The organism is Escherichia sp. KCJ4928, from assembly GCF_004352695.1.
Lineage (GTDB): Bacteria > Pseudomonadota > Gammaproteobacteria > Enterobacterales > Enterobacteriaceae > ECMA0423.
Window position 1 is genome coordinate 1 of the sequence record NZ_SJWV01000059.1, and the last position, 23,238, is coordinate 23,238.

At 50.7% G+C, this 23,238-nt stretch carries 24 protein-coding genes; 11 read left to right on the top strand and 13 right to left on the bottom strand.

What is annotated here, in order from left to right:
• Positions 1–483: 483 nt before the first annotated feature.
• Complete coding sequence (gene ychF / locus E0D98_RS11125) at positions 484–1,575, bottom strand: redox-regulated ATPase YchF (RefSeq protein ID WP_000505866.1); 1,092 nt, start codon at positions 1,573–1,575, stop codon at positions 484–486.
• A gap of 116 nt (positions 1,576–1,691) precedes the next feature.
• Entirely contained in the window at positions 1,692–2,276 is a 585-nt protein-coding gene (pth, locus tag E0D98_RS11130; protein ID WP_000152933.1) for an aminoacyl-tRNA hydrolase, read from the bottom strand.
• Between the two features lie 277 nt (positions 2,277–2,553).
• On the opposite strand from pth, the gene ychH reads away from it, so the two are divergent.
• Entirely contained in the window at positions 2,554–2,832 is a 279-nt protein-coding gene (ychH, locus tag E0D98_RS11135; RefSeq protein ID WP_000823885.1) for a stress-induced protein YchH, read from the top strand.
• Positions 2,833–2,886: 54 nt separating this feature from the next.
• On the opposite strand, the gene dauA is transcribed toward ychH, so the two are convergent.
• The 4 genes from dauA to lolB form a co-directional block, all read right to left on the bottom strand.
• Positions 2,887–4,566, bottom strand: a complete 1,680-nt coding sequence (dauA, locus tag E0D98_RS11140) for a C4-dicarboxylic acid transporter DauA (protein WP_001033352.1) — start codon at positions 4,564–4,566, stop codon at positions 2,887–2,889.
• 124 nt (positions 4,567–4,690) lie between these two features.
• The gene (gene prs, locus E0D98_RS11145) at positions 4,691–5,638 is read right to left on the bottom strand and encodes a ribose-phosphate diphosphokinase (RefSeq protein WP_001298109.1); all 948 of its coding nucleotides are present in this window, start codon (positions 5,636–5,638) and stop codon (positions 4,691–4,693) included.
• A gap of 150 nt (positions 5,639–5,788) precedes the next feature.
• Entirely contained in the window at positions 5,789–6,640 is an 852-nt protein-coding gene (ispE, locus tag E0D98_RS11150; RefSeq protein WP_001260333.1) for a 4-(cytidine 5'-diphospho)-2-C-methyl-D-erythritol kinase, read from the bottom strand.
• On the bottom strand, positions 6,640–7,263 hold the full coding sequence (gene lolB / locus E0D98_RS11155; protein ID WP_001130692.1) for a lipoprotein insertase outer membrane protein LolB: 624 nt from the start codon (positions 7,261–7,263) through the stop codon (positions 6,640–6,642). Before lolB ends, ispE begins: the two co-directional genes overlap by 1 nt.
• A gap of 213 nt (positions 7,264–7,476) precedes the next feature.
• On the opposite strand from lolB, the gene hemA reads away from it, so the two are divergent.
• From hemA to kdsA, 6 genes are read left to right on the top strand one after another with little or no spacing between them, the layout of a single operon-like run.
• Complete coding sequence (hemA, locus tag E0D98_RS11160) at positions 7,477–8,733, top strand: glutamyl-tRNA reductase (protein ID WP_000173200.1); 1,257 nt, start codon at positions 7,477–7,479, stop codon at positions 8,731–8,733.
• A 41-nt stretch (positions 8,734–8,774) separates the two neighbouring features.
• Positions 8,775–9,857 (top strand): peptide chain release factor 1, encoded by a 1,083-nt coding sequence (gene prfA, locus E0D98_RS11165; protein WP_000804726.1) that lies wholly within the window; start codon positions 8,775–8,777, stop codon positions 9,855–9,857.
• Positions 9,857–10,690: a peptide chain release factor N(5)-glutamine methyltransferase gene (prmC, locus tag E0D98_RS11170; RefSeq protein ID WP_000456467.1), complete on the top strand. Its 834-nt coding sequence runs from the start codon at positions 9,857–9,859 to the stop codon at positions 10,688–10,690. Before prfA ends, prmC begins: the two co-directional genes overlap by 1 nt.
• Complete coding sequence (gene sirB2 / locus E0D98_RS11175) at positions 10,687–11,079, top strand: invasion regulator SirB2 (protein ID WP_000200374.1); 393 nt, start codon at positions 10,687–10,689, stop codon at positions 11,077–11,079. Before prmC ends, sirB2 begins: the two co-directional genes overlap by 4 nt.
• A gap of 3 nt (positions 11,080–11,082) precedes the next feature.
• Positions 11,083–11,892, top strand: coding sequence for an invasion regulator SirB1 (gene sirB1 / locus E0D98_RS11180; protein ID WP_001257044.1), 810 nt, complete (start codon positions 11,083–11,085; stop codon positions 11,890–11,892).
• Positions 11,893–11,927: 35 nt separating this feature from the next.
• Positions 11,928–12,782 carry a 3-deoxy-8-phosphooctulonate synthase gene (gene kdsA, locus E0D98_RS11185; protein WP_000811065.1) on the top strand — a complete coding sequence of 285 codons (855 nt, stop codon included), beginning with the start codon at positions 11,928–11,930 and terminating at the stop codon, positions 12,780–12,782.
• Between the two features lie 148 nt (positions 12,783–12,930).
• On the opposite strand, the gene E0D98_RS11190 is transcribed toward kdsA, so the two are convergent.
• From E0D98_RS11190 to chaA, 4 genes are all read right to left on the bottom strand, one after another.
• Entirely contained in the window at positions 12,931–13,038 is a 108-nt protein-coding gene (locus tag E0D98_RS11190; RefSeq protein ID WP_000170954.1) for a type I toxin-antitoxin system toxin Ldr family protein, read from the bottom strand.
• Positions 13,039–13,465: 427 nt separating this feature from the next.
• A complete protein-coding gene (locus E0D98_RS11195) occupies positions 13,466–13,573 on the bottom strand; it encodes a type I toxin-antitoxin system toxin Ldr family protein (RefSeq protein WP_000170926.1) in 108 nt (35 codons plus the stop codon).
• A gap of 428 nt (positions 13,574–14,001) precedes the next feature.
• Positions 14,002–14,109: a type I toxin-antitoxin system toxin Ldr family protein gene (locus tag E0D98_RS11200; protein ID WP_000170965.1), complete on the bottom strand. Its 108-nt coding sequence runs from the start codon at positions 14,107–14,109 to the stop codon at positions 14,002–14,004.
• A 404-nt stretch (positions 14,110–14,513) separates the two neighbouring features.
• A complete protein-coding gene (chaA, locus tag E0D98_RS11205; protein WP_050877202.1) occupies positions 14,514–15,614 on the bottom strand; it encodes a sodium-potassium/proton antiporter ChaA in 1,101 nt (366 codons plus the stop codon).
• A gap of 269 nt (positions 15,615–15,883) precedes the next feature.
• Between chaA and chaB the strand changes: the two genes are divergently transcribed.
• On the top strand, positions 15,884–16,114 hold the full coding sequence (gene chaB, locus E0D98_RS11210; RefSeq protein WP_001146442.1) for a putative cation transport regulator ChaB: 231 nt from the start codon (positions 15,884–15,886) through the stop codon (positions 16,112–16,114).
• A gap of 157 nt (positions 16,115–16,271) precedes the next feature.
• On the top strand, positions 16,272–16,967 hold the full coding sequence (gene chaC, locus E0D98_RS11215; RefSeq protein ID WP_001297117.1) for a glutathione-specific gamma-glutamylcyclotransferase: 696 nt from the start codon (positions 16,272–16,274) through the stop codon (positions 16,965–16,967).
• A 43-nt stretch (positions 16,968–17,010) separates the two neighbouring features.
• Here chaC and ychN read toward each other — a convergent pair whose 3' ends face one another.
• Positions 17,011–17,364, bottom strand: coding sequence for a DsrE/F sulfur relay family protein YchN (gene ychN, locus E0D98_RS11220; protein ID WP_001169669.1), 354 nt, complete (start codon positions 17,362–17,364; stop codon positions 17,011–17,013).
• A gap of 184 nt (positions 17,365–17,548) precedes the next feature.
• Between ychN and ychO the strand changes: the two genes are divergently transcribed.
• Positions 17,549–18,943 (top strand): inverse autotransporter invasin YchO, encoded by a 1,395-nt coding sequence (gene ychO / locus E0D98_RS11225; protein WP_000086212.1) that lies wholly within the window; start codon positions 17,549–17,551, stop codon positions 18,941–18,943.
• Here ychO and narL read toward each other — a convergent pair whose 3' ends face one another.
• Entirely contained in the window at positions 18,944–19,594 is a 651-nt protein-coding gene (gene narL / locus E0D98_RS11230; protein WP_000070491.1) for a two-component system response regulator NarL, read from the bottom strand.
• Positions 19,587–21,383 carry a nitrate/nitrite two-component system sensor histidine kinase NarX gene (narX, locus tag E0D98_RS11235; protein ID WP_000918073.1) on the bottom strand — a complete coding sequence of 599 codons (1,797 nt, stop codon included), beginning with the start codon at positions 21,381–21,383 and terminating at the stop codon, positions 19,587–19,589. The genes narL and narX overlap by 8 nt, the downstream gene beginning before the upstream one ends.
• A gap of 338 nt (positions 21,384–21,721) precedes the next feature.
• On the opposite strand from narX, the gene narK reads away from it, so the two are divergent.
• Entirely contained in the window at positions 21,722–23,113 is a 1,392-nt protein-coding gene (gene narK, locus E0D98_RS11240; RefSeq protein ID WP_000019827.1) for a nitrate transporter NarK, read from the top strand.
• The last annotated feature ends 125 nt before the right edge of the window (positions 23,114–23,238 follow it).

Below are 23,238 nucleotides of genomic sequence, written 5' to 3' on the forward strand. Positions count from 1 at the left end.
ACAAAAACAATATGCGCCATTTTTGCATTACTAATAAGAAAAAGCAAAAAACATCGATATTCATTTTTGGTCAATGGGTTTTCTGGCCTATCGTTGTTATTGTGCTACTGGTTATCATTTTCATCTTGCCAGGATCGCACGTAATCACGTTATTCGGGGACTTTATCTGCGGGATATTACCCTTCAGGTAAGTCCTTTTCTCGCCAGCATATTGGAGCGTGATCAATATTGATCAGCTGTGAAGGGGGTGATGTGTAGTGGACCAAAACTTACGTTATATCACTACTAATGAGATATCCGTCATCTGACACTGATGTCTTTAATTATTCTCGTGGTTCACTGTAGGCAATAAGCACAAAAGTGTAGGATGTTACAAGAATGATTAGGACTCGGTGAAATGAAAAATCCACGCAATTGCGTGGATTATATATACTTTTGCGCTCTTCATGAGATTTAGCGAAACCTCATGAGACAACAAATTAATTAGACGTTGAAAAGGAAGTTCATCACATCGCCATCTTTAACGATGTAATCTTTACCTTCTGCACGCATTTTTCCTGCTTCTTTCGCGCCTTGTTCACCTTTGTAAGTGATGAAATCTTCAAACGAGATGGTTTGTGCACGGATAAAGCCTTTTTCAAAATCAGTATGGATTTTGCCCGCTGCCTGCGGCGCGGTTGCTCCAACCGGAATGGTCCATGCACGCACTTCTTTCACCCCAGCGGTGAAGTAAGTTTGCAGGTTCAGCAGCTTATAACCGGCACGGATCACACGGTTCAGGCCCGGCTCTTCCAGCCCAAGCTCCTGCATAAACTCGTCACGTTCTTCGTCGTCCAGTTCGGCAATGTCTGCTTCAACAGCAGCACAAACCGGAACCACAACAGAACCTTCTTTCGCCGCGATTTCACGCACCTGGTCAAGATATGGGTTGTTTTCAAAACCGTCTTCGTTGACGTTGGCGATGTACATTGTTGGTTTCAGCGTCAGGAAGCTCAGGTAACGAATAGCCGCTTTCTCTTCAGCGCTTAAATCCAGCGCGCGCAGCATACCTGCATTTTCCAACTGGGGCAGGCATTTTTCCAGGACCGCCAGCTCAGCTTTCGCGTCTTTATCGCCACCTTTGGCTTTCTTCTGTACGCGATGAATCGCACGTTCGCAGGTGTCGAGGTCTGCCAGCGCCAGTTCGGTGTTGATAACTTCAATATCGTCAGCCGGGTTAACTTTGCCGGAAACGTGAATGATGTTGTCATTTTCAAAGCAGCGAACAACGTGACCGATCGCTTCGGTTTCACGGATGTTGGTCAGGAACTGGTTACCCAGACCTTCGCCTTTCGATGCGCCTTTTACCAGACCGGCGATATCGACAAATTCCATGGTCGTGGGAAGCGTACGTTGCGGTTTTACGATTTCAGCCAGTTGATCCAGGCGAGGGTCAGGCATTGGTACGACGCCTGTGTTCGGCTCAATGGTGCAGAATGGAAAGTTGGCCGCTTCAATACCGGCTTTGGTCAGCGCGTTGAACAGGGTAGATTTCCCGACGTTGGGCAAACCGACGATACCGCATTTGAATCCCATGATTTAAATCACCTTAATATCTTAATAATCAACCTGTTATTGCTAACAGATTGCAGAAATGGAAATAACTTTGCCTATTATACACGGCACTCGGCAAAAATGCCGCAGACAACGACTTATTGCGCTTTAAAGGCGTGCAATCGGTTCGTTGCTTTGGTCAAGCCATCTGTAAACCACATTTCAGTACAACGCGCCGCTTCGTCGATGGCTTCATCAATTAACTTCTGTTCACTAACAGGCGGTTTGCCTAACACAAAACCGACAACTTTATTTTTATCGCCCGGATGACCGATTCCGATGCGTAAACGGTGAAAGTTAGGGTTATTACCCAATTTACTGATGATGTCTTTCAGTCCATTGTGACCACCATGGCCACCGCCCAATTTAAATTTGGCGACGCCAGGAGGCAGATCCAGTTCGTCGTGGGCCACCAGAATTTCGTCCGGATTAATGCGGAAAAAACTGGCCATCGCCGCAACGGCTTTGCCGCTGAGATTCATAAATGTAGTCGGGACTAACAGGCGGACATCTTCGCCTCCAAGAGTGACTCGCGAAGTATAACCAAAGAATTTAGCCTCTTCGCGCAGCGGAGCGCGCAAACGCTCTGCCAGTAAGTCAACGAACCAGGCACCAGCATTATGTCGCGTTGCGGCGTATTCAGCACCGGGGTTCGCCAGGCCGACAATCAATTTAATCGTCACGTTTTTTTGTCCTGAGTGTGTACATAACTGGCGCGTAGTTTACTGGTTGCGGCCCCGCTTGACAAAAAACTGCGTATCAAATGCAGATAACGTAATAATTGCCTGAGTGGACTATTAGAAAGTCAAGGTGTTCAGGCGTTTATTTGTAAAGTTTTGTTGAAATAAGGGTTGTAATTGTGATCACGCCCGCACATAACCCACAGGGTGTTGTCTATACTTTACACATAAGGAAGAGGGGTATTCCCTGTTACAACCCAGAAAGTTCCGGAGGTGACATATGAAACGCAAAAACGCTTCGTTACTCGGTAACGTGCTCATGGGGTTGGGTCTGGTGGTAATGGTGGTCGGCGTGGGGTATTCAATCCTCAACCAGTTACCACAGTTTAATATGCCCCAGTATTTCGCACATGGTGCAGTGCTAAGTATTTTCGTCGGTGCCATTCTCTGGCTGGCGGGTGCCCGTGTTGGCGGGCATGAACAGGTGTGCGACCGTTACTGGTGGGTTCGCCACTATGACAAACGTTGCCGCCGTAGCGATAATCGCCGTCATAGCTAACAAATAATGCAGTTTGCTGACCAGTCAGTTTGCGCTGACTGGTCAATCTCGTACTTATAAATCCGCCATCGCCGCGCGACGATTCGGGAAGAACGCGAGGCGTCCCGGGATCGGTTGAATGCCTGCGCGAGCCATAGTGCGCAGTGGCTGGAATTCCACGTTGCACACGCGCAGTTCACATCCTTCGGGCAGACGCTTCACAAAACGCTGGAACGCATCAAGACCACCAGCATCAAGTACCGGAACGGCATCCCACTTCAGAATCACAATCCGTTTGCCTTCAAGACGTGACTCCAGGTCCGTGAACAAGCCTTCAGCAGCAGCAAAAAACAGCGGGCCAATAACGCGCAGTACCAGAACATCGTCTGGAACATCTACGACTACCGGTGCCAGGCGAGTCATACGTGCGATACGACGCATAAACAGCAGCGATGCCAGCACGATCCCCACGCTGATGGCAATAACCATATCAAACAGCACGGTCAGCGACATGCACAGCAGCATGACAATGATGTCATCTTTCGGTGCATGACGCAGCAAGTCGACCACTTTATGCGCTTCACTCATGTTCCACGCCACCATCAACAGCAGGGCTGCCATAGCGGAAAGCGGCAGCCAGGAGAGCAGCGGTGCCAGTACCAGCAGGGCAAGAATAACCAGAATAGAGTGGATCACCGCTGAGATAGGGGAAGTTGCCCCGGCACGGACGTTAGCGGCAGAACGCGCGATGGCAGCTGTAGCGGTAATACCACCAAAGAACGGAGCGATAATATTCCCCAGTCCCTGTCCAACCAGTTCGCTGTTCGCCTTGTGTTTCGTCCCGGTCATACCATCCAGTACCACGGCGCAGAGCAGAGATTCGATTGCGCCGAGCATTGCCATTGAGAATGCCGCAGGCAGCAGTGTGCGAATAGAATCCCAGGTTAGCGTGAATTCTGAATTAGGCAGATCCCACGGCAGCACCAGTTGCGGCAGCAGTTGCGGAATACCGTTACCCTGAGAACCATCGGCCAGGACGTAGTGGAATTGCGAACCGATGGTAGCAACATGTCCGCCGAGCAGGTTAACAATCCCCATCACCGCGCAACCAGCCAGCAAGGCCGGAAGGTGACCGGGTAAACGAATGCCCAGACGCGGCCAAAAAACAAGAATACCTAGCGTCACAATGCCAATGGCAGCATCACCCACATTAATGGTCGGCAGCGCCATAAATAATGCGCCGACTTTTTGTAGATAATGTTCCGGGACATGGGCCATTTGCAGACCGAGAAAATCTTTAATCTGCATGGTACCGATGGTGATCCCGATACCCGAGGTGAAACCTAAGGTGACGGAAACCGGAATATACTCAATCAGGCGACCAAAGCGTGCCAGACCCATCAGAATCAAAAAGATCCCCGACAGCAAGGTCGCAACCAGCAGTCCTGCCAGTCCAAACTGTTGCGACACGGGATAGAGAATTACCACAAATGCCGCAGTCGGACCGGAAACGCTAAAGCGTGACCCACCCGTCAGAGCAATGACAATCCCCGCAACAGCTGCGGTATATAAACCGTACTGGGGTGCCACACCACTACCAATAGCCAACGCCATCGCCAGCGGGATAGCAATAATCCCGACGGTTATCCCGGCAATCAGGTCACGGGTAAACCGTGCGGCAGTATATTTTTCTTTCCAGCAAGCGTCGATCAGAGCGCGGAAAGGCATCACATGTGAGGAAAATATTTTGTTCACAATAATGTTTCATCCGTGAGCGCATCATCTGTCAACTAAATGGCAGGTGAAGGAGGCATAGGTCATACAAATGGATATTACAGACAAAAAAACCCGCCGCAGCGGGTCTTTGAGCCGGGTTCGATTAGTGTTCGAACATGGCAGAGATCGATTCTTCGTTGCTGATACGACGAATCGCTTCGGCCAGCATACCTGACAGGGTCAGAGTACGCACGTTCGGCAGTGATTTGATTTCATCGCTCAGCGGAATGGTATCGCAGACAACGACTTCATCAATTACAGAGTTACGCAGGTTGTTCGCCGCGTTGCCAGAGAAGATCGGGTGAGTCGCGTACGCAAATACACGTTTAGCACCACGTTCTTTCAGAGCTTCAGCAGCTTTACACAGCGTACCGCCAGTGTCGATCATATCATCGACCAGTACGCAGTCACGACCTGCAACGTCACCGATGATATGCATCACCTGGGAAACGTTCGCACGCGGACGACGTTTGTCGATGATTGCCATATCGGTATCGTTCAGCAGCTTAGCGATAGCGCGGGCACGCACAACGCCGCCGATGTCCGGAGAAACCACAATTGGGTTATCCAGATTCAGCTGCAGCATGTCTTCCAGCAGGATCGGGCTACCAAATACGTTATCAACCGGAACGTCGAAGAAACCCTGAATCTGTTCAGCGTGCAGATCCACTGTCAGCACACGGTCAACACCGACGCTGGAGAGGAAGTCTGCAACCACTTTCGCAGTGATTGGTACACGAGCGGAACGGACGCGACGGTCCTGGCGCGCATAGCCAAAGTAGGGGATAACAGCGGTGATACGACCTGCGGAAGCACGACGCAGGGCATCAACCATAACGACTAATTCCATCAGGTTGTCGTTAGTAGGGGCACAAGTGGACTGGATGATGAAAATATCACCACCGCGTACATTTTCATTAATTTGTACGCTGACTTCGCCATCGCTAAAGCGACCTACAGCGGCGTCGCCGAGTGAAGTGTACAGGCGGTTGGCAATACGTTGTGCTAGTTCCGGGGTGGCGTTACCAGCAAAAAGCTTCATATCAGGCACGAGAAGAACCTCAGGCATGCGTCCATTGGTGGAAAGAATCTGCCGAAAACTGTGCGGGCCAGGCATGATCCTTTCCAGGCGGTGTATTAAAGAGCGCGATGCAACGTCTGGAACAAGGTGACGTTGTCACCGAAACTCAGCTTGCCCGGCTTAAAGCATGGCTCTGTGCAATGGGGAAAGATTAACGCCTTTCGCCACAAAGCCATTGAGCCATTCCGGGGCTTGCTCTAGCACCTGGCGGGCTTCAGACTCTGTATCAAATTCAGCAAAGACACAGGCCCCTGTCCCAGTCAGGCGCGACGGGGCGTATTCTAACAGCCAGGAAAGCACCGCATCAACCTCGCGAAAACGTTTTCTTGCGATAACCTCGCAATCATTGCTGAATTCACATTTTAGCAACGTTTCTATTGACCTTTTTGGCGTATTGCGCGGGAGTTCAGGATCTTTAAAAATCACCGGAGTCGGAATACTTACACCAGGGTGCGCCACCAGATACCACTTCTCTGGCGGATCCACCGGCGTTAGTATTTCACCAACGCCTTCGGCAAACGCGGCATGCCCCCGAACAAAGACAGGAACATCTGCGCCCAGCGTCAGCCCCATTTCCGCCAGCTCATCCATGCTTAGCCCGCATTGCCAGAGATGATTTAATGCCACCAGGACCGTCGCGGCATTGGATGAACCACCGCCGAGACCGCCGCCCATTGGCAAACGCTTGTCAATGCTGATATTCGCACCGCTTCCCGTCGGAAGACGCCCGCTGTCTGCCGCAGTTTTCATCAACAACCGCGCTGCGCGAACGATCAGGTTATCTTCATGTTCCACGCCTTCAACGGGCGTTAACAGACGAATATCCCCATCGTCACGAAGCTCAATGCTGATGGTGTCGCCGTAATCAAGAAACTGAAACAGCGTTTGCAGCGTGTGGTAACCATCCGCACGCTGACCGGTAATGTATAAAAACAGATTAAGTTTTGCCGGAGAGGGCCACTGTGTCCGCATTATTTCACTATCCAGTTATCCATTTTTAACTTGATGCGTTGACCACCGTCGGTGAGTTCCATATTGGCTGGCATCGCAGGTTGCGTTTTGGTGTCATAACCACCATAAACAACCTTCCAGTTTTTGCCATTCTGGCTGTAGGTAATTTCGCTCAGGCGGTACTGGTCGTCCAGTTTGTAGTCGGTTGCATCACCCGGTAAACCTAAAATCCACTGGCGCAAGCTGTTGAGCGGAATTGGCATTCCGGTCAATTTGCCAATCATCTCTTCGGCGTCATCGGCGGTATAACGCTGACCTTTATTGTCAACTAACTGCACGTTACCCGGTTGAGCATTCAGCTCCAGTTCCGTGCTGCCCAATGGGTTAGTGAGCAGCAGACGGTAGCGATCCTGGCCGGTTTGCTGCCAGAAAAAGCGGGCGTACACTTTTTGTTGGTCAGAAATATAAGCGAACGCGCCGCGAGTCTGATACTGATTAAGATTGCGCACGTCTTGCTGATGCTGACGCCATTGTGGCGAATCCGGGCTTTTGCCAGGACCTTTGGGCGTGGTAACGGAACAGGCAGTAAGCACAAGAGCAGCCAGCGGTAGCAGGCGGATAAGACGAAAATCGGGCAGGGGCATAGTGATGACAAGTCCTTGAGATACGTTGCAGTTATAACCCTTAATGCTAGCGTTACCGTCCGCTATCGTCTATGTTCAAGTTGTCTTAATTGCCAGAATCTAACGGCTTTCGGCAATTACTCCAAAAGGGGGCGCTCTCTTTTATTGATCTTACGCATCCTGTATGATGCAAGCAGACTAACCCTATCAACGTTGGTATTATTTCCCGCAGACATGACCCTTTTAGCACTCGGTATCAACCATAAAACGGCACCTGTATCGCTGCGAGAACGTGTATCGTTTTCGCCGGATAAGCTCGATCAGGCGCTTGACAGCCTGCTTGCGCAGCCGATGGTGCAGGGCGGCGTGGTGCTGTCGACGTGCAACCGCACGGAACTTTATCTTAGCGTTGAAGAGCAGGATAACCTGCAAGAGGCGTTAATCCGCTGGCTTTGCGATTATCACAATCTTAATGAAGAAGATCTGCGTAAAAGCCTCTACTGGCATCAGGATAACGACGCGGTTAGCCATTTAATGCGTGTTGCCAGCGGCCTGGATTCACTGGTTCTTGGGGAGCCGCAGATCCTCGGTCAGGTTAAAAAAGCGTTTGCCGATTCGCAAAAAGGTCATATGAAGGCCAGCGAACTGGAACGCATGTTCCAGAAATCTTTCTCTGTCGCGAAACGCGTTCGCACTGAAACAGATATCGGTGCCAGTGCTGTGTCTGTCGCTTTTGCGGCTTGTACGCTGGCGCGGCAGATCTTTGAATCGCTCTCTACGGTCACAGTGTTGCTGGTAGGCGCGGGCGAAACCATCGAGCTGGTAGCGCGTCATCTGCGCGAACATAAAGTACAGAAGATGATTATCGCCAACCGCACTCGCGAACGTGCCCAAATTCTGGCAGATGAAGTTGGCGCGGAAGTGATTGCCCTGAGTGAGATCGACGAACGTCTGCGCGAAGCCGATATCATCATCAGTTCCACCGCCAGCCCGTTACCGATTATCGGGAAAGGCATGGTGGAGCGCGCATTAAAAAGCCGTCGCAACCAACCAATGCTGTTGGTGGATATTGCCGTTCCGCGCGATGTTGAGCCGGAAGTTGGCAAACTGGCGAATGCTTATCTTTATAGTGTGGACGATCTGCAAAGCATCATTTCGCACAACCTGGCGCAGCGTAAAGCCGCAGCGGTTGAGGCGGAAACTATTGTCGCTCAGGAAACCAGCGAATTTATGGCGTGGCTGCGAGCACAAAGCGCCAGCGAAACCATTCGCGAGTATCGCAGCCAGGCAGAGCACGTTCGCGATGAGTTAACCGCCAAAGCGTTAGCGGCCCTTGAGCAGGGCGGCGACGCGCAAGCCATTATGCAGGATCTGGCATGGAAACTGACTAACCGCTTGATCCATGCGCCAACGAAATCACTTCAACAGGCCGCCCGTGACGGGGATAACGAACGCCTGAATATTCTGCGCGACAGCCTCGGGCTGGAGTAGCAGTACATCATTTTCTTTTTTTACAGGGTGCATTTACGCCTATGAAGCCTTCTATCGTTGCCAAACTGGAAGCCCTGCATGAACGCCATGAAGAAGTTCAGGCGTTGCTGGGTGACGCGCAAACTATCGCCGACCAGGAACGTTTTCGCGCATTATCACGCGAATATGCGCAGTTAAGTGATGTTTCGCGCTGTTTTACCGACTGGCAACAGGTTCAGGAAGATATCGAAACCGCACAGATGATGCTCGATGATCCTGAAATGCGTGAGATGGCGCAGGATGAACTGCGCGAAGCTAAAGAAAAAAGCGAGCAACTGGAACAGCAATTACAGGTTCTGTTACTGCCAAAAGATCCTGATGACGAACGTAACGCCTTCCTCGAAGTCCGAGCCGGAACCGGCGGCGACGAAGCGGCGCTGTTCGCAGGCGATCTGTTCCGTATGTACAGCCGTTACGCCGAAGCCCGCCGCTGGCGGGTAGAAATCATGAGCGCCAGCGAGGGTGAACATGGTGGTTATAAAGAGATCATCGCCAAAATTAGCGGTGATGGTGTGTATGGTCGTCTGAAATTTGAATCTGGCGGTCATCGCGTGCAGCGTGTTCCTGCTACGGAATCGCAGGGTCGTATTCATACTTCTGCTTGTACCGTTGCGGTAATGCCAGAACTGCCTGACGCAGAACTGCCGGACATCAACCCAGCAGATTTACGCATTGATACTTTCCGCTCGTCAGGGGCGGGTGGTCAGCACGTTAACACCACCGATTCGGCAATTCGTATTACTCACTTGCCGACCGGGATTGTTGTTGAATGTCAGGATGAACGTTCACAACATAAAAACAAAGCGAAGGCGCTTTCAGTGCTCGGTGCTCGCATCCACGCTGCTGAAATGGCAAAACGCCAACAGGCCGAAGCGTCTACCCGTCGTAACCTGCTGGGGAGTGGCGATCGCAGCGACCGTAACCGTACTTACAATTTCCCGCAGGGGCGCGTTACCGATCACCGCATCAACCTGACGCTCTACCGCCTGGATGAAGTGATGGAAGGTAAGCTGGATATGCTGATTGAACCGATTATCCAGGAACATCAGGCCGACCAACTGGCGGCGTTGTCCGAGCAGGAATAATGGAATATCAACACTGGTTACGTGAAGCAATAAGCCAACTTCAGGCGAGCGAAAGCCCGCGGCGTGATGCTGAAATCCTGCTGGAGCATGTTACCGGCAGAGGGCGTACTTTTATTCTCGCCTTTGGTGAAACGCAGCTGACTGACGAACAATGTCAGCAACTTGATGCGCTACTGACACGTCGTCGCGATGGTGAACCCATTGCTCATTTAACCGGGGTGCGAGAATTCTGGTCGTTGCCGTTATTTGTTTCGCCAGCGACCTTAATTCCGCGCCCGGATACGGAGTGTCTGGTGGAGCAGGCACTGGCGCGGTTGCCTGAACAACCTTGCCGTATTCTTGATCTCGGGACGGGTACCGGGGCGATTGCGCTTGCGCTGGCTAGCGAGCGCCCGGACTGCGAAATTATCGCTGTAGATCGTATGCCTGATGCTGTCTCCCTGGCACAACGTAATGCCCAGCATCTGGCGATCAAAAATATCCACATTCTGCAAAGCGACTGGTTTAGCGCGCTAGCCGGGCAGCAGTTTGCGATGATTGTCAGCAATCCGCCGTATATTGACGAGCAGGACCCTCATCTTCAACAAGGCGATGTCCGCTTTGAGCCGCTCACTGCGCTGGTTGCGGCAGACAGTGGAATGGCAGACATCGTGCATATCATCGAACAGTCGCGTAACGCGCTGGTATCCGGCGGCTTTCTGCTTCTGGAACATGGCTGGCAGCAGGGCGAAGCGGTGCGACAAGCATTTATCCTCGCGGGGTATCATGACGTCGAAACCTGCCGTGACTATGGTGATAACGAGCGCGTAACGCTCGGCCGCTATTATCAATGACAAGTTTTTCTACACTGCTTAGTGTTCATCTTATTAGTATCGCGCTTTCTGTTGGGCTATTAACCTTACGTTTCTGGCTACGTTATCAGAAGCATCCACAGGCATTTGCTCGCTGGACGCGCATTGTGCCGCCGGTTGTCGATACGCTGTTACTGTTAAGCGGTATTGCGTTGATGGCTAAAGCGCACATCCTGCCATTTTCCGGGCAGGCACAGTGGCTGACTGAAAAGCTGTTTGGAGTTATCATTTATATCGTTTTGGGTTTTATTGCACTCGATTATCGTCGTATGCACAGTCAGCAGGCGCGCATTATTGCCTTCCCGCTGGCGTTGGTGGTGCTGTACATCATCATTAAACTCGCCACCACAAAAGTACCGTTACTGGGGTAAGTCATGAGATCGTTAGCTGATTTCGAATTTAATAAAGCGCCATTGTGCGAAGGCATGATCCTGGCTTGCGAAGCAATCCGCCGCGATTTTCCCTCGCAAGATGTTTACGACGAACTGGAGCGTCTCGTTAGTCTGGCGAAGGAAGAAATCAGCCAGCTTCTGCCTTTAGAAGAGCAGTTGGAAAAACTGATCGCGCTGTTTTACGGCGACTGGGGATTTAAAGCCTCACGCGGCGTTTATCGTCTTTCCGATGCATTATGGCTGGACCAGGTGTTAAAGAATCGACAGGGCAGTGCGGTATCATTAGGTGCGGTTTTATTATGGGTCGCGAATCGTCTCGATTTGCCGCTGCTGCCGGTGATTTTCCCTACGCAGCTGATATTGCGCATTGAATGTCCGGATGGCGAAATTTGGCTGATTAATCCTTTTAACGGTGAATCGTTAAGCGAACATATGCTGGACGTATGGTTAAAGGGAAATATCAGCCCGTCGGCGGAACTGTTTTATGAAGACCTTGATGAAGCTGATAACATTGAGGTAATCCGCAAATTGCTGGATACACTCAAAGCCTCGTTGATGGAAGAAAATCAGATGGAGCTGGCGTTACGCACCAGCGAAGCTTTATTACAATTCAACCCTGAAGATCCCTATGAAATTCGCGATCGCGGGTTGATTTATGCGCAACTGGATTGCGAACACGTTGCGTTGAACGATTTAAGTTATTTCGTTGAACAGTGTCCGGAAGACCCGATCAGCGAAATGATCCGTGCGCAAATAAATAACATCGCGCATAAACATATTGTGCTGCATTAATTAATCGACATTTTACTCAAGATTAAGGCGATCCTATGAAACAAAAAGTGGTTAGCATTGGCGACATCAACGTAGCAAATGACCTGCCGTTCGTACTGTTTGGCGGTATGAACGTGCTGGAATCTCGCGATCTGGCGATGCGCATTTGCGAGCACTACGTAACTGTGACCCAGAAACTGGGTATCCCTTACGTGTTCAAAGCCTCTTTTGACAAAGCCAACCGCTCCTCCATCCACTCTTATCGTGGACCGGGCCTGGAAGAAGGGATGAAAATCTTCCAGGAGTTGAAGCAGACTTTTGGCGTGAAAATTATCACCGACGTTCACGAACCAAGTCAGGCACAGCCCGTTGCTGATGTCGTGGATGTGATTCAGTTGCCGGCGTTTCTTGCTCGCCAGACTGACCTGGTTGAAGCCATGGCGAAAACCGGTGCGGTAATTAACGTCAAGAAACCACAGTTTGTCAGCCCGGGACAGATGGGTAATATCGTTGATAAATTCAAAGAAGGCGGCAACGAAAAAGTGATTCTTTGCGATCGTGGTGCTAACTTCGGCTATGACAACCTGGTTGTCGATATGCTGGGCTTCAGCATTATGAAGAAAGTGTCTGGTAACTCGCCGGTGATTTTCGACGTGACCCACGCACTGCAATGCCGCGATCCGTTTGGCGCAGCTTCCGGTGGTCGTCGTGCTCAGGTGGCTGAGCTGGCACGAGCCGGTATGGCGGTAGGTCTGGCGGGGCTGTTTATTGAAGCGCATCCGGATCCGGAACATGCGAAATGTGATGGTCCATCCGCGCTGCCGCTGGCTAAACTGGAACCGTTCCTCAAGCAGATGAAAGCGATTGATGATCTGGTGAAAGGTTTCGAAGAACTGGATACCAGCAAGTAATCTTTTTTGCTTGAAAAATAAAGTCTTAGCGTTCTGCGTTAAGACTTTTTTCATGGGTGCCAGATACAAAAAAGGCCGCAGGCTGTTACCCCTGCGGCCGGTTTCGGGCGCATATTGCCATCACGGCAGCCTGACGCCCGTTTTCACCTTACTTCCGGTTACGCCACCAGCCGACAATCGCTGCGGTAATAATTCCCGCCAGGATCGGTGCTGCCAGGTCGTGCCAGAAAATCATGGCAAACTGCGCGAGCGTCATATAGCCGCCTTGTTGTAATGACAACATTTTGCGGCTATTCTTGAATTGTTCTGGTTCAAGATTAGCCCCCGTTCTGTTGTCAGGTTAAACCTCTCAACGTGCGGGGGTTTTCTCTTTCCAGCAACCAATGCCACCAGGGATAAAGCCCCCGCAACATTGCGCCTCACCGGATAACGCCGGCTTGATGTGGATACTACGTCTCAATTCATCTTCACTTCATCCCTGAAATGTTTGCAATGAAGAGTGCATTCCGGTTTTTCAACAGCTGTTACAGTCGTTTCATGAGGGCTCTGGATGATGCTTCCAGCTCGGGTTGCCAATATTTACTTGTGGAAGAGATAAAGACAAAAATGGCCGCAGGCTGTTACCCCTGCGGCCGGTTTCGGGCGCATATTGCCATCACGGCAGCCTGACGCCCGTTTTCACCTTACTTCCGGTTACGCCACCAGCCGACAATCGCTGCGGTAATAATCCCCGCCAGGATCGGTGCTGCCAGGTCGTGCCAGAAAATCATGGCAAACTTCGCGAGCGTCATATAGCCGCCTTGTTGTAATGACAATATTTTGCGGCTATTCTTGAATTGTTGATGGTTCAAGATTAGCCCCCGTTCTGTTGTCAGGTTTTACCTCTCAACGTGAGGGGGTTTTCTCTTTCCAGCAACCAATGCCACCAGGGATAAAGCCCCCGCAACATTGCGCCTCACCGGATAATTCCGGCTTGGTGTGGATACTACGACTCAATTCATCTTCACTTCATCCCTGAAATGTTTGCAATGAAGAGTGCATTCCGGTTTTTCAACAGCTGTTACAGTCGTTTCATGAGTACTCTGGATGATGCTTCCAGCTCGGGTTGCCAATATTTACTTGTGGAAGAGATAAAGACAAAAATGGCCGCAGGCTGTTACCCCTGCGGCCGGTTTCGGGCGCATATTGCCATCACGGCAGCCTGACGCCCGTTTTCACCTTACTTCCGGTTACGCCACCAGCTGACAATCGCTGCGGTAATAATCCCCGCCAGGATCGGTGCTGCCAGGTCGTGCCAGAAAGTCATGGCAAACTGCGCGAGCGTCATATAGCCGCCTTGTTGTAATGACAACATTTTGCGGCTATTCTTGAAGTGTCTGGTTTCAAGATTAGCCCCCGTTTTGTTGTCAGGTTTTACCTCTCAACGTGCGGGGGTTTTCTCTTTCCAGCAACCAATGCCACCAGGGATAAAGCCCCCGCAACATTGCGCCTCACCGGATAATTCCGGCTTGGTGTGGATACTACGTCTCAATTCATCTTCACTTCATCCCTGAAATGTTTGCAATAAAGAGTACATTCCGGCTTTTCAACAGCTGTTGCAGTGGTTTCGTGCAGGTTGTGGTACAGGCTCGCAATTCTGATTAACGAGCTGTCCAGGTAGTATGAAGAAATACAATAAGCAGGAATTTATCTTATCTCCCCCGATTTCCGTCATCGGAGGAGATATAACTGTCAGGCAAATATCGTCATCAAATAGGCGGCAAACAGTGCCAGATGCGCTGCGCCATTGAGCACGTTAGTACGTCCGGTGGAGAAGGAGATATGGCACAGCACTAAAGAGGCCACCATCACCACCATTTCTGGCGCACCAAGTGCATACTGTAATTCGTTACCCGTCATAAAGGCAATTAGCGTGACGACAGGTACGGTAAGCGAAATGGTTGCTAACACTGAACCAAAGAACAGATTCATCGCGCGCTGGACCTGGTTGTTCAACACTGCTTTTAACGCACCTAAACCTTCCGGCGACAGAATCAACAGAGCCACCAGGAAGCCAGTAAAGGCGACAGGGGCATTCATGCTGTCGAGCAATGTCTCCAGCGGGCTGGCATTCATTTTGGTGACTGCAATAACGGCAATCAGATGGATAATCAACCAGATAGCATGCCACACGCTGCTATGGGCAGACGGTTTACCGTGATGCGGGTCATCGTCATCACTGTCATCTTCGTGCTCGTAGACAAACAAACTTTGATGCGTTTTGGTCTGGATCAGCAAAAATACGCCATACATTGCCGCAGAAATTAATGCTACCAGTAACGCCTGACCGGTTGAAAAATTCGCCGCAGGCAGAGCCATTGGAAATACCAGTACGATTATCGCCAGGGGGAACAGCGCAATTAAATACTGCTTGATACCAAACAGATTCATATATTGGGTGGCAAACTTACGACCGCCCAACAATAATGAAAAGCCAACCAGCCCACCGGTAACAATCATAATGATTGAATAGAGCGTATCACGCATTAGCGTTGGCGCGGCGTCGCCGGTTGCCATTAAAGCTGAAATCAAACTGACTTCAAGAATAACCACTGAAAGGCTAAGAATAAGCGAACCGTAAGGTTCTCCCAGGCGATGGGCTAATACGTCCGCATGACGGACAACACTAAAGGCGCTACTTAAAATACCAATAAGCGCAAGAAGATTGATGGCAATGACCACTGGTAGTGTCTGGCTGCTTCCCCACAGGAACAGCACTACCAGCGCCAGAACCGGGAAAATAAGCGAAGTCTCCTTGTGGCGGGTTTTTACCGCCTCTTGAGCATTTGACATTATGGTTATCCCTTTGCAGATGAATTTATCGAAAATGTAAAAAATAGGTAGGAAAAATAACAGAAAGTGTCTGGATATCGGTAACATTTTACGAATTTTTACCCCACTGTCGATTTTTTACTCATTGGGACATAAAAATAAGTATTACGTTTAGACAATGTTTGTTTTAGCGTTTCTTAAGAACAGTCTGACATGAAAATTCTTATGTTTTGGCAAGAGTAGATATTGTTGACCACACTTAATGTTCAACTTTGTAAAAGGAGTCAACGATGCCGTATAAAACGAAAAGCGATCTGCCGGAAAGCGTAAAGCACGTTCTACCGTCTCATGCCCAGGATATCTATAAAGAAGCGTTCAACAGCGCATGGGATCAATATAAAGATAAAGACGATCGGCGTGATGACGCCAGTCGCGAAGAAACCGCGCATAAAGTGGCCTGGGCTGCTGTGAAGCATGAATATGCCAAAGGGGATGATGATAAATGGCATAAAAAATCGTAAAACCGGTAGCTTAGTTAAAGCTATTCGTGCGGTGTTGCCTTGCAAGTGGTCCGTGGATTGCATATTGTCCCGTTAGTGGTTTCAAAATGAGCAGTAAAAATGTCCGGAAGACACCAAAAAGTTGTCGCAGGGAAGTATGCAGTGGCGGAGGTGTAAGGTGATAACGCGTGATTTCTTGATGAATGCCGATTGTAAAACGGCATTTGGTGCCATTGAAGAATCACTCTTATGGTCAGCAGAGCAACGGGCGGCTTCGCTGGCGGCGACGCTGGCTTGTCGACCTGATGAGGGACCGGTGTGGATCTTCGGTTATGGATCGTTGATGTGGAATCCGGCACTGGAGTTTACCGAGTCGTGCACCGGTACACTGGTTGGATGGCATCGCGCGTTTTGCCTGCGCCTGACCGCCGGGCGCGGGACTGCGCACCAGCCGGGACGGATGCTTGCACTGAAAGAGGGCGGACGCACTACAGGCGTCGCCTATCGACTGCCAGAAGAGACGCTGGAGCAGGAACTAACCCTGTTGTGGAAGCGCGAGATGATTACCGGCTGTTATCTGCCAACCTGGTGTCAGCTTGATCTTGATGATGGATGCACAGTAAACGCCATTGTGTTTATTATGGACCCGCGACATCCAGAATATGAATCTGACACTCGCGCTCAGGTCATCGCGCCGTTGATTGCGGCGGCGAGCGGTCCGCTGGGAACCAACGCACAATACCTGTTTTCACTGGAACAGGAGCTTATCAAACTGGGAATGCAGGACGATGGGCTGAATGATTTGCTGGTATCGGTAAAAAAACTGCTGGCGGAGAATTATCCGGATGGTGTGTTACGGCCGGGATTCGCCTGAGTAAACTTCCCTCATAGTGGGGCGTCAGACGCCCCCTCAAACATTAAAATGTGAGCACTTTATCGGCTGACAGCGTCCATTGCGCCAGTTCCACAAGAGTACCGATTTCCACCCCATCAATAAGAGGAAGTGTGCTAATCCCGCGCCCGTCGGTACAGGTTTTGCACAATTTCACCGGTACATTCTGAGCGGTAAGGATCTCCAGCATTTGCTGAATGTTGTAGCCTTCCCCTGGTTTTTGCCCGCGCAACCCAGCTGTGACCGCATCAGACATCAGGAACAGACGCAGATCCAGATTGCTCTCCTGCTCTCGTAACGCAATGGCCAGCCGCAAGCTGTTAAACAAGGATTCGCTCCCGTAAGGTGCGCCATTGGCAACGATCACGATTTTTTGCATTATTTACTCCTGTATTCAGGGAATTAGACATTCATCTTCTATCTTACTGCTTCTGCAGCGTCTGACCAATCGGTCACATTTTTAAGGATTTTCCTGAAAGCGCGAGAAAATACGACAAAAGTTGCCAGTAATCGTTATTCTTTAAGGCTATGGTTTTTCATTATTACCGGAAGTTACCGACGTTTTGAGCCGTTTCGTTCCTCGCATTATCCCGTTTTATTTACTCTTGCTTGTAGCAGGCGGCACAGCTAACGCACAATCTACCTTCGAGCAAAAAGCGGCAAATCCCTTTGATAATAACAATGATGGTCTGCCGGATTTAGGCATGGCTCCCGAAAATCATGATGGGGAAAAACACTTTGCTGAAATTGTGAAAGATTTCGGCGAAACCAGTATGAATGATAACGGGCTGGATACTGGCGAGCAGGCAAAAGCTTTCGCATTGGGAAAAGTCCGCGACGCGCTTAGTCAACAGGTTAATCAGCACGTAGAGTCCTGGCTATCACCGTGGGGAAATGCCAGTGTTGACGTCAAAGTGGATAACGAAGGACATTTCACCGGCAGTCGTGGAAGCTGGTTTGTGCCGTTACAAGATAATGATCGTTATCTCACCTGGAGCCAGCTTGGTCTTACTCAGCAGGATGATGGGTTGGTGAGCAATGTGGGCGTTGGGCAACGCTGGGCGCGCGGCAACTGGCTGGTGGGTTATAACACTTTTTATGACAACTTGCTGGACGAAAATCTTCAGCGAGCGGGCTTTGGTGCCGAAGCGTGGGGCGAATATTTGCGACTATCGGCAAACTTTTATCAGCCGTTTGCTGCATGGCATGAACAGACAGCCACGCAGGAACAACGGATGGCGCGCGGGTATGACCTGACAGCCCGGATGCGCATGCCGTTCTATCAACACCTCAATACCAGTGTCAGCGTAGAACAGTATTTTGGTGATCGTGTTGATTTGTTTAACTCTGGTACGGGTTATCACAATCCCGTCGCGTTGAGTCTGGGATTAAATTACACCCCTGTGCCATTAGTCACTGTGACGGCCCAGCATAAACAGGGTGAAAGTGGCGAGAATCAAAATAACCTCGGGCTGAATCTTAATTACCGCTTTGGTGTACCGCTCAAAAAACAACTTTCTGCGGGCGAGGTTGCCGAAAGTCAGTCGTTACGTGGTAGTCGCTATGACAATCCGCAGCGAAATAATCTACCGACTCTTGAGTACCGACAGCGAAAAACGTTAACGGTGTTTCTGGCGACACCGCCGTGGGATCTAAAACCTGGCGAAACAGTGCCGCTGAAATTACAAATCCGCAGTCGTTACGGTATTCGGCAACTGATTTGGCAGGGCGATACGCAGATATTAAGTTTGACGCCGGGCGCCCAAGCCAACAGCGCGGAGGGCTGGACGCTGATCATGCCTGACTGGCAGAACGGGGAAGGGGCAAGCAATCACTGGCGATTGTCGGTGGTGGTGGAAGATAACCAGGGGCAGCGTGTCTCCTCCAATGAGATCACGCTAACGCTTGTCGAACCGTTCGATGCATTGTCAAACGACGAACTGCGCTGGGAACCGTAATCAGAAAATGCGCTCCTGATGCACCCATACCGCTGCTTCCACGCGAGACTTGAGCTTCATTTTCTTCAGCATGTGCTTGACGTGCACTTTTACTGTGCTTTCGGTGATATCCAGGCGGCGGGCAATCATCTTGTTCGGCAAACCCTGGGCAATCAGCTTGAGAATATCGCGCTCGCGTGGGGTTAACTGGTTAACATCGCGCTCAGTAGTGGCACGGTTAGCACGCAAGCTGGCGGCCAGAACAGGCGTTAATGCTTCGCTTAATACCATTTCGCCAGCAGCTGCCTGATGCAATGCTTTCAGCAGATCTTCCGGTTCCATATCTTTTAACAGATAGCCATCCGCGCCGCGTTTCAGTGCGGTGACCACATCTTCTTCATGGTTAGAGACGCTGAATACCACAATGCGCCCTGAGAGGGACTTTTCGCGCAGTTTATCCAGCGTTTCCAGACCGTTCATGCCGGGCATATTGAGATCTAACAGGATCAGATCGGGATCAAGAGACTCCGCCAGTTCAATACCCTGTTCGCCATTACTCGCTTCGCCAACCACGGTGATATCTGGTGCCATACTGATAAGCTGTTTTACGCCAGTTCGCAGCATCGGGTGATCGTCAATCAGCAGGATAGTAGCCGGTTCCTGATTACTCATGGGTATCTCCTTGGACGTCTGTGAAAGTTTTTTCGGGAATAAAGGTGACCACCACTTCGGTGCCACCTGATTCACGACGGCGGACGCGGCAATCGCCTCGTAAACTTTGCGCACGGTCGCGCATTATTATCATGCCGTAGTGATTGCTGCGGATGGCATTTTCAGGCACGCCGCAGCCGTTATCCTGGACGGTCAGTTTGACCTGATTATCGTTTTGCGCCACCGTCACCACGACCTCACTCGCTTGCGAATGTTTGAGGGCGTTACTTAATGCCTCACGGGCAATTTGCAACAAGTGGATTGCCTGATGCGAAGGCACCAGACGAGGCGGCAATTGATAATCCAGCTTCACCGGGAAGCCAAATTTGGCGCTGTACTCTTCGCAACTCGCCTCCAGCGCCGGACGTAATCCAGGCTCGGTGAGCTGCAAGCGGAATGTGGTGAGCAATTCACGCAACTGCGCCCAGGATGCATTCAGTTCGTTACGGATCTGACTTAACAGTTCGCGGCTGCTTTCTGGCAGCGCATCGCCCTGCATCTGTAAACAACTCACCTGCATCTTCATACAAGAGAGAGATTGGGCAATAGAATCATGCAGTTCGCGCGCAATGGTGGCACGCTCTTCCATCACGATCAACTGTTGCTGACGTTCCTGATGGCGATCCAACGCCAGCGTGGCGGTGAGTTGTTCAACCAGGGTATCCACCAGTTGTTGTTGATCATGGCTAAGATGACGCCCCTGCGGCAGGGTCGCCAGCAAAATACCGTACTGCGTATGAGAGTCAGCCAGCCGCCACTTCAGGGTTGTGCCGCGATCGCCAACGGGTAATACGCCGCGCGGGCAGAGCTGGCAGCCTTTATCATCACAAGTCATATCTGGCTGGCAGGTAAACTCCTGATGATTCTCTTCATCATCAGTATCATAAACCCGCAGTTCGATATCACGTAGCAGGGTTAAATTCTGTAAGCCGTTGAGTACCGGTGACAGGCGTTCACACAGCGGGGCGCGGGAATGCAAACGGCGGTTAGCCTGCCATAAAAATGAGAGGATCTGATTTTTATGCTCCAGCCCGGCGGTTTTCTCCTGAACCCGCTGCTCAAGTACGGCATAACTTTCGGCCAGTTCTGCAGACATATTGTTCAACGCAGTTCCAAGCATCGCCATTTCGTTGCGCCCGCTGATGTTTGCGCGTTGGGTAAAATCGCGATGGCTGACGGCACTCGCCATTGCCAGCAGTTGCCGCCACGGTTGTAGCAGTCGCGCCCGCAACCAGATAATAGTGAACACCAGTAAAAGTGCCATAAATACCGCCATTACCCGATGGACCAGTACCACTGTCTCGATGCGCATTTCCGTGGTGCGGTCAAAACCAGATACCAGCTGATCAAGCCCGGCAACAAACTGGCTGACATCCGCTGACACCGTTTCTCGGTTTTGTGCACGCATCAGCGCAGGGATCAGTTCATTACGCCAGTAATCTTGTAAACCCTGTAATTGCGCCAGTTGTCCGTCTCGTTCTGCTGCTCGAGTCAACTCGGCGCTAAATGCCGTTTGTTCCATCTCTTTAATTAAGGGCTTGTCTTTCTCGCTTAATGGCACTGCCGCCAACAGACGGTAACTTTGCATGCGCAGCGATCCCGCTTTGTTGATCGCATGGGCGCTGCCCTGAACGCCTTGCACCAGCCAGCCAGAAACCGCCATCCCTGCCAGTCCAATAGCAGTAGAAAGCAACACAATAAGCGCAACCTGATTAACCAGGGTGAGCGGAGAGAGACAACGTTTAAGCATGTAAACCTCTTCCTTCAGGCTTTAAATGAGCAATAACCTTAATGAATGTGACGATGCATTCTGGAATGGCAGTATTCTCGGCTATTGGCTGAAGTATACCCATACCCGGAAAGAGTTACTCCTTATTTGCCGTGTGGTTAGTCGCTTTACATCGGTAAGGGTAGGGATTTTACAGCACCGTGAAAAATCTCATAATTTTTATGAAATCACTGTACTCACTATGGGTAATGATAAATATCAATGATAGATAAAGTTATCTTATCGTTTGATTTACATCAAATTGCCTTTAGCTACAGACACTAAGGTGGCAGACATCGAAACGAGTATCAGAGGTGTCTATGAGTCACTCATCCGCCCCCGAAAGGGCTACTGGAGCTGTCATTACAGATTGGCGACCGGAAGATCCTGCGTTCTGGCAACAACGCGGTCAACGTATTGCCAGCCGTAACCTGTGGATTTCCGTTCCCTGTCTGCTGCTGGCGTTTTGCGTATGGATGTTGTTCAGCGCTGTTGCGGTGAACTTACCGAAAGTCGGTTTTAATTTTACGACCGATCAGCTATTTATGTTGACTGCGCTGCCTTCGGTTTCTGGCGCGTTATTACGTGTTCCATACTCCTTTATGGTTCCTATCTTCGGTGGTCGTCGCTGGACGGCGTTCAGCACCGGTATTCTGATTATTCCTTGCGTCTGGCTGGGTTTTGCCGTGCAGGATACCTCCACGCCTTATAGCGTCTTCATCATCATCTCTCTGCTATGCGGCTTTGCTGGCGCGAACTTCGCATCCAGTATGGCAAACATCAGCTTCTTCTTTCCGAAACAGAAGCAGGGTGGCGCGCTGGGTCTGAATGGTGGTCTGGGAAACATGGGCGTCAGCGTCATGCAGTTGGTTGCTCCGCTGGTGGTATCACTGTCGATTTTCGCAGTATTTGGTAGCCAGGGCGTCAAACAGCCGGATGGGACTGAGCTGTATCTGGCGAATGCGTCCTGGATATGGGTGCCGTTCCTTGCCATCTTCACCATTGCAGCGTGGTTTGGCATGAACGATCTTGCTACCTCGAAAGCCTCCATCAAGGAGCAGTTGCCGGTACTCAAACGGGGTCATCTGTGGATTATGAGCCTGCTGTATCTGGCAACCTTCGGCTCCTTTATCGGCTTCTCCGCGGGCTTTGCAATGCTGTCAAAAACGCAGTTCCCGGATGTTCAGATTCTGCAATACGCTTTCTTCGGGCCGTTTATTGGTGCGCTGGCGCGTTCTGCAGGTGGTGCATTATCTGACCGTCTGGGCGGAACTCGTGTCACGCTGGTGAACTTTATTCTGATGGCGATTTTCAGCGGCCTGCTGTTCCTGACCTTACCTACTGACGGGCAGGGCGGAAGCTTCATGGCGTTCTTCGCGGTCTTCCTGGCGCTGTTCCTGACAGCTGGGCTGGGTAGTGGTTCCACTTTCCAGATGATTTCAGTGATCTTCCGTAAACTGACAATGGATCGCGTGAAAGCAGAAGGGGGTTCTGACGAACGTGCGATGCGTGAAGCGGCAACCGACACGGCAGCGGCGCTGGGTTTCATCTCTGCGATTGGCGCTATTGGTGGCTTCTTTATCCCGAAAGCGTTTGGTAGCTCGCTGGCATTAACGGGTTCGCCAGTCGGCGCAATGAAGGTATTTTTGATTTTCTATATCGCCTGCGTAGTGATTACCTGGGCGGTATATGGTCGGCATTCTAAAAAATAAACCGTTACTCGTCATACTTCGGGTTACATGTGCTGCGGCTGCGTTCATTCACCCCAGTCACTTACTTTAGTAAGCTCCTGGGATTCATTCACTTGCCGCCTTCCTGTAAACCGAATTATATAGAG

Bases quoted from the DNA above. Each gene is read 5' to 3' on its own strand.
- ychH (WP_000823885.1), top strand. From the start codon at position 2,554: ATGAAACGCAAAAACGCTTCGTTACTCGGTAACGTGCTCATGGGGTTG.
- E0D98_RS11190 (WP_000170954.1), bottom strand. From the start codon at position 13,038: ATGACGCTCGCGCAGTTTGCCATGATTTTCTGGCACGACCTGGCAGCA.
- prfA (WP_000804726.1), top strand. From the start codon at position 8,775: ATGAAGCCTTCTATCGTTGCCAAACTGGAAGCCCTGCATGAACGCCAT.
- sirB2 (WP_000200374.1), top strand. From the start codon at position 10,687: ATGACAAGTTTTTCTACACTGCTTAGTGTTCATCTTATTAGTATCGCG.
- sirB1 (WP_001257044.1), top strand. From the start codon at position 11,083: ATGAGATCGTTAGCTGATTTCGAATTTAATAAAGCGCCATTGTGCGAA.
- lolB (WP_001130692.1), bottom strand. From the start codon at position 7,263: ATGCCCCTGCCCGATTTTCGTCTTATCCGCCTGCTACCGCTGGCTGCT.
- ispE (WP_001260333.1), bottom strand. From the start codon at position 6,640: ATGCGGACACAGTGGCCCTCTCCGGCAAAACTTAATCTGTTTTTATAC.
- kdsA (WP_000811065.1), top strand. From the start codon at position 11,928: ATGAAACAAAAAGTGGTTAGCATTGGCGACATCAACGTAGCAAATGAC.
- prmC (WP_000456467.1), top strand. From the start codon at position 9,857: ATGGAATATCAACACTGGTTACGTGAAGCAATAAGCCAACTTCAGGCG.
- E0D98_RS11195 (WP_000170926.1), bottom strand. From the start codon at position 13,573: ATGACGCTCGCGAAGTTTGCCATGATTTTCTGGCACGACCTGGCAGCA.
- ychF (WP_000505866.1), bottom strand. From the start codon at position 1,575: ATGGGATTCAAATGCGGTATCGTCGGTTTGCCCAACGTCGGGAAATCT.
- chaB (WP_001146442.1), top strand. From the start codon at position 15,884: ATGCCGTATAAAACGAAAAGCGATCTGCCGGAAAGCGTAAAGCACGTT.
- narK (WP_000019827.1), top strand. From the start codon at position 21,722: ATGAGTCACTCATCCGCCCCCGAAAGGGCTACTGGAGCTGTCATTACA.
- narX (WP_000918073.1), bottom strand. From the start codon at position 21,383: ATGCTTAAACGTTGTCTCTCTCCGCTCACCCTGGTTAATCAGGTTGCG.
- E0D98_RS11200 (WP_000170965.1), bottom strand. From the start codon at position 14,109: ATGACGCTCGCGCAGTTTGCCATGACTTTCTGGCACGACCTGGCAGCA.
- hemA (WP_000173200.1), top strand. From the start codon at position 7,477: ATGACCCTTTTAGCACTCGGTATCAACCATAAAACGGCACCTGTATCG.
- ychN (WP_001169669.1), bottom strand. From the start codon at position 17,364: ATGCAAAAAATCGTGATCGTTGCCAATGGCGCACCTTACGGGAGCGAA.
- chaA (WP_050877202.1), bottom strand. From the start codon at position 15,614: ATGTCAAATGCTCAAGAGGCGGTAAAAACCCGCCACAAGGAGACTTCG.
- narL (WP_000070491.1), bottom strand. From the start codon at position 19,594: ATGAGTAATCAGGAACCGGCTACTATCCTGCTGATTGACGATCACCCG.